We start from the raw sequence: 10,265 nt of genomic DNA, 5'->3' as shown, positions 1-10,265 counted from the left end.
AATTTCACAATGGCCATAGCAATATGTATGCAATATTTCAAATGGAAAGGTCATATACCACCACCTAATGTTGAAGCTCTTATTCAAAAGAATATTTTACCTGTACGAAATGGAAGAAAAGACCACCGCAAAGTCAGAACCAAATCGTCAGTAAGCTTCTTATATAGGGTATCCTAAAAACTAGAAAATATGAATCTTTTTAAAACAGAGGACCTCTCTGTCTAATTGCCATGCTTAAAAAAGCTATTTCATAAAAAAATGAGGAAATTGAAAGTTATATCCTTTCAATTTCCTCATTTTTTTCACATCATTATTTGATTAACTTAATGACATTGGCCAAAAGGCTCGTTTTTATTAGTCTATTGTATATGGTAAAAGGGCTATATTTCTAGCTCTCTTTATAGCTGTAGTTAATTCCCTTTGATGTTTAGCACATGTTCCAGAAATTCTTCTAGGTAATATTTTACCTCTTTCTGTGATGTACTTAGACAATTTACCTGTGTTTTTATAATCTATTTTAGCGTTTTTGTCAGCACAAAAACTACACACTCTTCTCTTACGACGTCTTCTTTTATTTACCATAAAGCTTCCCTCCTTTTCCTAAAATGGAATATCATCATCATCTAACGCCTGGAAACCTTCTGAATCAAGTCCTACCGGCTCAAAACTTTTTTCAAAGTCATTTCCAGCCGGACTAGCAGATTCTGATCTGCCTTTTGACTCTAAAAATTCTACTCTATCTGCAACTATTTCTGTAATATATCTTCTTTCTCCAGTTTGAGTTTCATAACTTCTATTTTGAATTGATCCTCTAACAGATACTAACCTTCCTTTAGAAAGATAATTAGCACAGTTTTCTCCTGGTTTACCCCAGACTACTATATTAAAGAAATCCGCTTCTCTTTTTCCTTCTTTATTAACAAAAGCTCTATTGACTGCTATTGAAAAGGTGGCTACTGGTCTTCCTGTTCCTGGAATGTACCTAAGTTCTGGGTCTTTAGTTAACCTACCCACCAAAACAACACTATTCATAAAAACACCACCTAAATAAATACTATTACTCTTCAATATTAACAATCATATGTCTTATTGCATTTTCAGTAATTCTTAAATTTCTTTCGATTTCTTTTGGTACATCTGCATTAGCTGTAAAGTTCACTAATACATAGTATCCTTCAGTAAACTTTTGTATTGGATAAGCTAATTTTTTGTTACCCCATACATCAACTTTATCAACTTGTCCATTTGCTGATTCAATTATGTTCTTAACCTTGTTTTGTAATTGCTCTTTTACTTCTTCTTCTACGTTTGGTTTTAATACATAAATTAATTCATACTTTTTCATTATAATTCACCTCCCTTTGGACTTAAACGGCCCTAATTTAATAGGGCAGAGAAATGAGACTAAGCTCACATTTTAAGATTTTATCACTAATTTTATAAAAAGTCAAATAATATATAGATTATTTTTGACTTTTTATAAAATTTCTAATTTAGTTAAAAATAATGTATATATTATTTAAAACATGGTAATTATATAAGTAGATAGCCCCCACAACTTAATATTTTTCATCCCAATCTCCCCCTTACAATAAAAGGAGTGGTTTCATCCACTCCTACTTTTTTATATAAACTCTTTTAAAACTTTAGCAAGCCTTTTTACACCATCAACAATTCTTTCTTCAGTCATATTAGAATAATTTAATCTAAATGTATTATCTTTACCTCCGTTAGGAAAGAATGACCCTCCTGGAACAAATGCAACATTATTTTCTAAACATTTAGCCATAACATCTTTAGCATCTATATTGCTTGGAAGTTCAACCCAAGTAAATAATCCACCTTCTGGGTAAGTATATTTTAATCCTTCTGGAAATTCTGCTTTCATTGTTTCAAGCATTAAATTTCTACGCTTTCTATAAACATCTTTTATTTTTTCTACATGCGCATCTAAATCATAAATTTCCATAAATTTAGCAACTTCTCTTTGTCCTACTGTAGATGTTTGTAAGTCTGCACTTTGTTTTATCATAATGTATTTTTCTAATATTTCTTTATTAGCTGCTACCCAACCAATTCTAAATCCTGGACAGAATATTTTAGAGAAACTTCCTAAGAATATTACTAGTCCTTTTTCATCCATAGCTTTTAGCGAAGGTAGTATTTCTCCTTCAAATCTTAATTCTCCATATGGATTGTCTTCTAATACTGGTATTTCATATTTATTTATTATTTCCATGAATTTTTTACGTCTTTCTACAGGCCAAGTTCTTCCTGTTGGATTTTGAAAATCTGGAATTACATAAATCATCTTAACATTTTCTGTAGTTTCAAGTATTTTTTCAAGTTCTTCCATTATCATTCCATTTTCATCAGTTGGAACTTCTATAAATTTAGGTCCATATGCTTTAAAAGCATTTAATGCTCCTAAATAAGAAGGACTTTCACATAATACTACATCACCTTCGTTTAAGAATATTTTTCCAGAGAAATCTAATCCTTGTTGAGATCCACTTGTTATTAATATATTTTCATATGTTACATCTGTATTAAATTTAGTATTCATTCTGTTTGCAATTGCTTTTCTTAATGGAATAAATCCTTCTGTTGCAGCATATTGTAAAGCCTGTTTTCCACCTTCTTCAAGAACTTTAATTGCAACTTCTTTCATTTCTTCTACTGGGAATAGTTCTGGAGCTGGAAGTCCTCCTGCAAATGAAATTACTTCTGGTTTTTCTGTTAACTTTAATAATTCACGAATTTCAGAAGCTTTAAGATTTTCCATACGATCAGCAAATTTTACAGCCATAAAAACACCTCCAAAAATTATAAACGCCAGGAAAACATTTTCCGATGTTTATTTGATTATATTATATCACTTTTAATTTAGCTTGCCTACTTTTCGCAGAATATGCAGAATATTCAATTTACTATTTTTGTAAAATTTTTAACTATTTTTTTATTATAAATCTTCACTTTTAACTAATTTTTTTATTCTTTTTTCTAATTTTTCCCTTTCAATCCATAATTGTTTGTTACATTTTTGACATTTTATCCTAAAATCCATACCACATCTCATTATCTCAAATATATTTCCTCCACAAGGATGAAATTTTCTTAATTCTACTATATCTCCCACATTTAATTTTATTGGCATACAAATCCCTCCTAATATAATTTTCTTGTTTCTTTTTTTCCATCTTCTGTCTTAGTTATTTTAAATATTCCATAATACTCTATATCATTTTTTTCAAGATTATTTTTTATATCTTCAAGTAATTTTTCTTCAAATTTTATTGAAAGTCCACAACTTGAACTTATTTCTCTAGGAGTTGGTATGATTGTAATTGGTAAATTTAGTTCTTTTAATACTTTCTCAGATCTTATAGCATAATGCGTTGAGTTAAAAGTAACAAGATATATATTATTCATATTGTTTCTCCTTTAAACTTAACTATTTTAGAAAAATTAAGACTACAACAAATTGTAGTCTATATTGATATGGTGTTTAAAGCTCCTTTTAATTTTTCTACTATATCATACATGTTTGAAACTTTTCCAACCATTAATTTGTCCTTTAAGTTGAAATAATCTAAGCATGTCCCACAAGAAAGTATCTCTACTCCCTCTTTTTCTAGTTTCTTTAGATGCTCTATTGTTTCTTCATTTTCTGTAGTTAATTTTACTGCACTATTTACAAAAATAACAGCTTTTGGATAAGGCTCTATTTCTGTAAGAGTATATATAAATCCTTTTATAAGTATTTTTCCCAATTCATCAGAGCCTTTTCCCATGCAATCAGAAGATATGTATATAACTTTATCTTCTTTATTTTCTATTTTTACAGTGCAGTTTTCACATTCTATATTTTCTTCTTGTATAACCACAGATTCTTTTCCTTTATTCATTTCTATGTAAAAAGTCCCATCTTTTTCATAATATTTTGCACTACAATTCATTGAATTGGCTAACTTTAATACATTTTCTTTTGCTATTTCGTTATCAACTAAAGTAGTAACTATACCTTCTTTTATTTTATCTAATTCCTTTTTTGTTTTTATTACAGGTTGTGGACAAGCAAGTCCTCTTGCATCTACTTCAATTTTCATTTCCTATCCCCCTTAATTGATTCATTTACTCATTATTATAACATACTGGTTATATCATATTTATTAAATATTTCTATAAAGTTATTAAAATATTTAAATACAAAGTTATACATATACAAATATTTTATTAATAAAGAGTTATTCAAATCTATTATTAATTTTTCTTCTTCAAATATTACTAGAAATGGATGGAATATTGTTAGTAGTAATAATAAAAATATTAGTCCTTTAACACTTCCAAATATAAAACCCATTGACTTATTTATTATTTTTAAAGGTGTAAATTTAAATACAGAATCTATACAATTTATTATTAACCCAAATACAATATTTGATATTATGAATATTCCTAGTATTACCACAATCTCTATTAATACTTTAGTAGCAGTTTCTGCTAATATATTAGTATTTATTGTTTTTATAAAAATATCTTCTATAAAGTTTTTGAAAAAAACATATATTTTTTGATTGTTTAATATGTAATCTATTATAGGCTTATAGTATATTTTACATATTAATAATGATATTATATATTTTAAAAGATTAAACAAAGACCTAATAAACCCTATGCGAAATCCTTTTAACCCAAATAATGAGATTATTACCAATATAATTATATCTATATAATTTAAATCCATATATTCCTCCTAATCTATATTTAAAAACTCAATTGATCCTCTAAATATAACAATTAAACTTTTGTCATCTAAATTTAAAACATTAACTATGTCCTTTGAAAAATCATATGTTTTTTTATGCTTTGTAAAGTATATACTTCCATCTGAATAAATTATACTTTCTTTTTCCATTTTTTCAATTCCCTTTGCATTTTTTATGGGATGGTTTTCTATTTTTTTATTTCCTTTTTCATCAATATATATAATCCTTCCTAATTTATCTATAATGACTATATAATCATCTATTAAAGTAATATATTTTATATTCTCATCTAAATTTATTTTATTTAAGCTTTCAAACTCTTCATCTCTTAATTCTATATACTTAGGATCTACTAATATTATTTTATCATTTAAAAACATAGTTTTTATAAATATTTTATTTTCTATGTTATCAGAGAATAATAATTCTCCTTTTTTGTTATAGTAAAATATATTGTTATATAGGCTTTCATTTTCTATAATAATTCCACTTATTAAAAAACCTCCTGTATTTAAATCTGTTTCTACAGTGTTTATGGTTATTTTTGGAATAGATATATTTTTTATTTCATTTCCTTCTATATCATATATTTTTACGCCTTCTACTTCTACATTTGTAGAATATTGTATTAAAAAATTATCACCTTTTAATGCTTTTATTATAATGGGTTTATCTTTAATACTTATTTTTTTAATTAAACTTCCTTTTTTATCTACTATATATGCTTCATTTTTTATTTTATCTAATATATATATATTAGACTCATTAGTATCAATACTATAATTTTCTATTCTTATATTTAAACTAAAAATTCTTTCCGCCTTACTGTTTATATAGTTTAAAGATTTTCCATCATATATTAAAAACCCTTGCTTATATTTTAAAAAACTAATATTCTTTCCATGTTCTAAAGATATTTCTTTTATTTTATTTATTTTAATTTCAGAACTATTTACTTTATCTTTTATTAAGTTTATAGTTTTAGGATTTAATAAAAATATTATCAAAATAATTGATAATATTATAATTTTATTTTTTTTCATATTTATTCCTTCCTTTTCACTCAAAATTATTTCCTAATTTTTATCATACAAAAAATAGACTCTTTTATAAAGAGTCTATTTTTCTATTATGTCTAAATCTTTGTATATTTCTATTCCTTTTGTATAATACTCCAATTCTTTTTCCTTAGATATTTTAGAATATGTTTGAGCAAGCTCTATATATAAATCTGCTAACTCCTTTTTATCTCCTAGTTCTTCTATTATATATAAGCATTTTTTTAAATGTTCAATTGCTGTATTTAAATCTCCTTCTTTTTTATATATTTTTGCATAGTATTTTAAAGATTTGTATTCTAATTTCTTATCTTTTATCTTTATAGAAGTAACTAAAGCTTTTTTAGCATATTTTTTAGCATTTTCAAAATCATTTGTATTAATCAAAACCTTAACATATTCAAATAGTACCTTAATTACTTCCTTATCTTCATATTCTCTTTTTGTTATGTATGCTTTTTTAACACATTCTAAAGCATCTTCGTATTTTCCTAATTTAGTATATATTTTAGACATAGCAACTTGAGTTTTTGCAAATTCATTTTTCTTATTTTCTTCTTCATATATTTTTAAGGCTTTATTTAGATATTCTTTAGATTCATCCCATTTCCCCATATCTAAAAGATTGCTTCCTATTAAAAATAAACTATTCGCCTTTTCTTTTATATTTTTTTCATTTTCTTCTATCTCATGTATTTTTTTTGCATATTTTAATGACCTTACATTATCTTCTAGCTTAATATAACAATAAGACATATATGTATATAACTCTTTTTTTATTTCATTGTTTTTCATTTCATATTCTAGAAAAAGGTTTTCCCCTTGTGTTAATTTATCTAATGCAACTTTATAAAACCCCTCCTCTAAGTAAACTTTACCTAGTTCTAAATAGCATTGAACAACTTTCTCAAAATTTGATGTTTTAACATTTAATACTAAACTTCTTTCAAAATTATCTATAGCTAATTCATAGTTTTTTTCATTAAAATAAATCAACCCTAATAAAAATTTAGCTTTACCATAATTTTCATACAACTTGTATTCTTTGCAAATTTCTATAACTTTCTTTATTTCTTTTTTAGCTTCTTCTAATTCATCTGATTTTATGTAAATTTCACCTTTAATTAATAAATTGTTGCTTATTTTTTTAGCCTGCATATCCTTACTTTCTAATAAGTAGTCAATACTTACATCTAATTTTTCCACAAAGTACTCTAATAGATCTTGACTAGGATATGACTTGTCTCTTTCTATATGACTTATTTGAGCTGCCGTTATTCTATTTCCTGCTAATTCTTTAAGTGTTAAATTTTTTTCTTTTCTAAGTTTTTTTATTTTTTCTCCTAGGCTAAGTATTTCCATATCTAGTCCTCCAAACAAATTTTTCTATTTATAATTATAACTTATTAGTATATCAAAATACAATATTTTATAATTATATTTAATATTATTTTTTAATAAAGTGATAATATTTATAACTATAAAATATACTATTAATATATTAAATAAATAAAAAAAATCCTATTATTATTTTACTGTAAATTTAATGAATATTTTTTATAAATTTCAATAAAATAACATAGGATTTTTTTTTTATTTTATTTCATTAACTATATTTTTTAATGCATCTAAAGCTTTATCTATATCCTCTTTTTTATTAAAATATCCTATACTGAATCTAACAGTTCCCTGTTCAAATGTTCCTAGTGTTTTATGTGCAAGTGGTGCACAATGAAGCCCAGACCTTGTTGCTATATTAAATACAGAATCTAAAACATAGCTAATCTCTGATGAATCTTCTTCTCCAATATTTATAGATACTACAGAAGATTGTTTTTTACTATTTTTAGGACCATATATTTTTATCATAGGTATTTCTTTTAGCCCTTCTATAAAATACTGCGTTAATTCTTCTTCATGATTCCTTATTTTGTCAATACCTTCTTTTAATATAAATTTAACACCTTCATTTAGCCCTGCTATTCCTGGAGTATTAGGAGTTCCTGATTCATATCTATCAGGAATTATATCTGGCTGAGTAAGCTCTTCTGACTTGCTTCCTGTTCCACCTTCTCTTAATTGATTTAATTTAATTCCTTCTTTTATATAAAGTACCCCTGTTCCTTGAGGTCCTAATAATCCTTTATGTCCAGGAAGAGCAAGCATATCTACATTCATTTTTTCTACATCAATATCGTAAACTCCTGCCGTTTGTGCTGCATCAACTAAATAAATTATATTCATTTCCCTGGCAATTTTTCCTATAGAATCTATATCAATAATAGTTCCACATACATTTGAAGAATGTGTAGTAACAATAAGCTTTGTATTATCCTTTATAGCATCTTTTATTTTATTAGGGTCTAATTCTCCTAATTCATTACACTTTACTATTGTATTTTCTACACCTATTTTCTCTAATTCTTTAATAGGTCTTATTACAGAGTTATGCTCCATGCTTGTTGTAATAATATGGTCTCCTTTTCGAACAATTCCTTTTATAGCTAAATTTAAAGAGTCTGTAGCATTGTATGTAAATATAATATTCATCGGGTTATCTATATTAAATAGTTTACATAAATTTTCTCTTGCTTCATATATTATTCTTCCTGCTGATAAAGCTAATTTGTGTCCTGCTCTTCCTGGATTTGCCCCATAATTTTTCATACAATTTAATACTGCTTTATAAACATTTTCTGGTTTTGGAAAGGTAGTTGCAGCATTATCTAAATAAATCATAACAAAATCCTCCTAAGCTTGTTTTTCTAATATGTATCCTAGTATATTTTCAAGTTCTTCTTCGTTATAGTATTCTATCTCAATTTTTCCTTTTTTCTTTCCTTTTGATATATTAACTTTTGTTCCAAATATACTTCTTAACTTATCTTCTATATCTACAATAAATGGGTCTTTATTTTTCTTCTTAATTTTAGTATCTTTTTTTTCAACTATATTCTTAGCTAAAGCTTCTGTTTCTCTTACAGAAAGTCCTTCTCTTATTATTCTTTGAGATATTTCATATTGAAGCTCTTTATTTTCTATTCTAAGAAGTGCTTTTCCATGGCCTGGAGTAATCTTATTCTCTTCAATAAGTTTTATAACCTTATCTCCTAAATTGAGAAGTCTTAAAGTGTTTGTTATATGAGGTCTACTTTTACCAACTGCCTCTGAAATTTCTTCTTGTGTAACTTTATAGTTTTCTATAAGACTTTTATATGCAATAGCTTCTTCTATAGCATTTAAATCTTCTCTTTGTAAGTTTTCAATAAGTGCTATTTCCATTATATCTTTAAGAGGAAGGTCTTTTATTACTGCAGGCATCTCTTTTAACCCTGCCATCTTAGCAGCTCTAAATCTTCTCTCTCCAGCTATAATCATATACCCATCTTCTTCTTTTTTTACAACAATAGGCTGAAGAACTCCATAATTTTTTATAGATTCAGAAAGGATTTCTAATTTTTCTTTATCAAATATTTTTCTTGGCTGATCTATATTAGCATATAGCTTGTTTATATTTAAATTAACTATTTCTTTATTGTCTAAATTATCTTTAACATTTGGTATTAGAGCACTCAAACCTTTTCCTAACCTATTTTTAGCCATTTCATATCACATCCTCTTCTAAATCAATAAATTCCTCAGCAAGCTCAGTATATGCTAAAGAGCCTTTACACTTAGGATCATAATATATTACAGGTTTGCCATGGCTAGGTGCTTCAGCGAGTCTTACATTTCTTGGAACAATTGTAGTATATACACTCCCTTTAAAATATTTTTTAACTTCATCTACAACTTGAATTGAAAGATTTGCCCTTCCATCAAACATACTCAAAACAACCCCTTGAATTTCAAGCTTTTGATTAAGATTTTCTTTAACAAGAGAGATAGTTCCCATAAGCTGGCTTACTCCTTCTAAAGCATAATACTCACATTGTATAGGGATTAAAACACTATCTACTGCTACAAGAGAATTTATAGTTAACATTCCTAAAGATGGAGGGCAATCTACAAATATATAATCATAATCTTCTCTTATATCTTCTAAAATATTTTTTAAAATAAATTCTCTATTATCTATTCCTGTAAGCTCAATTTCCGCTCCAGCAAGTTCTGTTGATGAAGGAAGTATAAATATATTGTCAAACTCAGTTTCTATTATTGTATCCTTTATGTTTTTTTCTCCCAATAAAACATCATAAACTGTATATTCAACTTCTTCTTTCTCTATACCAAAACCACTAGTTGTATTTCCTTGGGGGTCTAAATCTACAACTAACGTTTTTTTACCCATTTTTCCTATGCAGGCACTTAAATTTACATTGGTTGTAGTTTTACCTACTCCCCCCTTTTGATTAAAAACAGCAATTATTTTCCCCACTTTAATTCCCCCTTTAACGCCTTAAAACTTTGAAAAAAAGATTACCGCTATAACAGTAAT

The 10,265-nt window shown here is 26.4% G+C and carries 13 protein-coding genes; all 13 read right to left on the bottom strand.

Annotated features, from left to right (window positions below; genetic code table 11):
* Positions 1-354 precede the first annotated feature (354 nt).
* On the bottom strand, positions 355-582 hold the full coding sequence (gene rpsR, locus BUA77_RS07220; RefSeq protein WP_072888739.1) for a 30S ribosomal protein S18: 228 nt from the start codon (positions 580-582) through the stop codon (positions 355-357).
* Positions 583-600: 18 nt separating this feature from the next.
* On the bottom strand, positions 601-1,032 hold the full coding sequence (locus BUA77_RS07215; RefSeq protein ID WP_072888738.1) for a single-stranded DNA-binding protein: 432 nt from the start codon (positions 1,030-1,032) through the stop codon (positions 601-603).
* A 25-nt stretch (positions 1,033-1,057) separates the two neighbouring features.
* Entirely contained in the window at positions 1,058-1,345 is a 288-nt protein-coding gene (gene rpsF, locus BUA77_RS07210; RefSeq protein ID WP_072888737.1) for a 30S ribosomal protein S6, read from the bottom strand.
* Between the two features lie 279 nt (positions 1,346-1,624).
* Complete coding sequence (locus BUA77_RS07205; protein ID WP_072888736.1) at positions 1,625-2,809, bottom strand: aminotransferase-like domain-containing protein; 1,185 nt, start codon at positions 2,807-2,809, stop codon at positions 1,625-1,627.
* Positions 2,810-2,962: 153 nt separating this feature from the next.
* Positions 2,963-3,157, bottom strand: a complete 195-nt coding sequence (locus BUA77_RS07200; protein ID WP_200773937.1) for a DUF951 domain-containing protein — start codon at positions 3,155-3,157, stop codon at positions 2,963-2,965.
* Between the two features lie 11 nt (positions 3,158-3,168).
* Positions 3,169-3,432 carry a DUF3343 domain-containing protein gene (locus BUA77_RS07195; RefSeq protein WP_072888735.1) on the bottom strand — a complete coding sequence of 88 codons (264 nt, stop codon included), beginning with the start codon at positions 3,430-3,432 and terminating at the stop codon, positions 3,169-3,171.
* A 59-nt stretch (positions 3,433-3,491) separates the two neighbouring features.
* On the bottom strand, positions 3,492-4,109 hold the full coding sequence (gene yedF, locus BUA77_RS07190; protein ID WP_072888734.1) for a sulfurtransferase-like selenium metabolism protein YedF: 618 nt from the start codon (positions 4,107-4,109) through the stop codon (positions 3,492-3,494).
* Between the two features lie 35 nt (positions 4,110-4,144).
* Positions 4,145-4,747, bottom strand: coding sequence for a CvpA family protein (locus BUA77_RS07185; RefSeq protein ID WP_072888733.1), 603 nt, complete (start codon positions 4,745-4,747; stop codon positions 4,145-4,147).
* A 9-nt stretch (positions 4,748-4,756) separates the two neighbouring features.
* The gene (locus BUA77_RS07180) at positions 4,757-5,812 is read right to left on the bottom strand and encodes a DUF5711 family protein (RefSeq protein WP_143151319.1); all 1,056 of its coding nucleotides are present in this window, start codon (positions 5,810-5,812) and stop codon (positions 4,757-4,759) included.
* A 75-nt stretch (positions 5,813-5,887) separates the two neighbouring features.
* Complete coding sequence (locus BUA77_RS07175; protein ID WP_072888729.1) at positions 5,888-7,189, bottom strand: tetratricopeptide repeat protein; 1,302 nt, start codon at positions 7,187-7,189, stop codon at positions 5,888-5,890.
* Positions 7,190-7,420: 231 nt separating this feature from the next.
* On the bottom strand, positions 7,421-8,566 hold the full coding sequence (locus BUA77_RS07170; RefSeq protein ID WP_072888727.1) for an aminotransferase class V-fold PLP-dependent enzyme: 1,146 nt from the start codon (positions 8,564-8,566) through the stop codon (positions 7,421-7,423).
* Between the two features lie 12 nt (positions 8,567-8,578).
* On the bottom strand, positions 8,579-9,430 hold the full coding sequence (locus BUA77_RS07165) for a ParB/RepB/Spo0J family partition protein (RefSeq protein ID WP_072888725.1): 852 nt from the start codon (positions 9,428-9,430) through the stop codon (positions 8,579-8,581).
* 1 nt (position 9,431) lies between these two features.
* Positions 9,432-10,205, bottom strand: a complete 774-nt coding sequence (locus tag BUA77_RS07160; RefSeq protein ID WP_072888723.1) for a ParA family protein — start codon at positions 10,203-10,205, stop codon at positions 9,432-9,434.
* Positions 10,206-10,265 lie beyond the last annotated feature (60 nt).

The organism is Tepidibacter formicigenes DSM 15518, assembly GCF_900142235.1.
GTDB classification, from domain to species: Bacteria; Bacillota; Clostridia; order Peptostreptococcales; family Peptostreptococcaceae; genus Tepidibacter; species Tepidibacter formicigenes.
This window is presented reverse-complemented; position numbering and strand designations above follow the sequence as displayed.